Source organism: Photobacterium aphoticum (genome assembly GCF_001029435.1).
GTDB lineage: Bacteria > Pseudomonadota > Gammaproteobacteria > Enterobacterales > Vibrionaceae > Photobacterium > Photobacterium aphoticum.
This window is the reverse complement of sequence record NZ_LDOV01000083.1, coordinates 1-360: the sequence shown is the minus strand read 5'-3', so window position 1 is coordinate 360 and position 360 is coordinate 1. Positions and strand designations below refer to the sequence as shown.

1 protein-coding gene is annotated in these 360 nt (G+C 56.1%); it reads right to left on the bottom strand.

The window, feature by feature from the left end; genetic code table 11:
* The coding region (locus ABT58_RS23150; protein ID WP_047876777.1) for a cell division FtsA domain-containing protein at positions 1-360 on the bottom strand (360 nt) is incomplete at both ends.

The window sequence follows — 360 nt, the reverse complement described above, 5'->3', positions numbered from 1 at the left end:
AAGGCCGTCCGCCGACGCTCGGTACATCGACCTTCGCATCTTTGCTGACCATTTCACTCAGTGCACAACCGTATTTGACCTTTATTTCTTCCGCATCACCGAGCGGTGTACCAAAGGCATAAGCAATATCGCTGGTCACCACATTGCCGGCATACGAGATGACGGCAGCATGGCGCAGTGCGCCACCGGTCCAGACCGCGATATCCATTGTACCGCCACCGATGTCCACGACACACACGCCGAGCTCGCGCTCGTCCGGTGTCAGAACAGCATAACTGGCAGCCAGACCAGAGAATATCAGCTGATCGACTTTCAGATCACAGCGCTCAACCGCTTTCACGATGTTGCGCGCCATGTCGT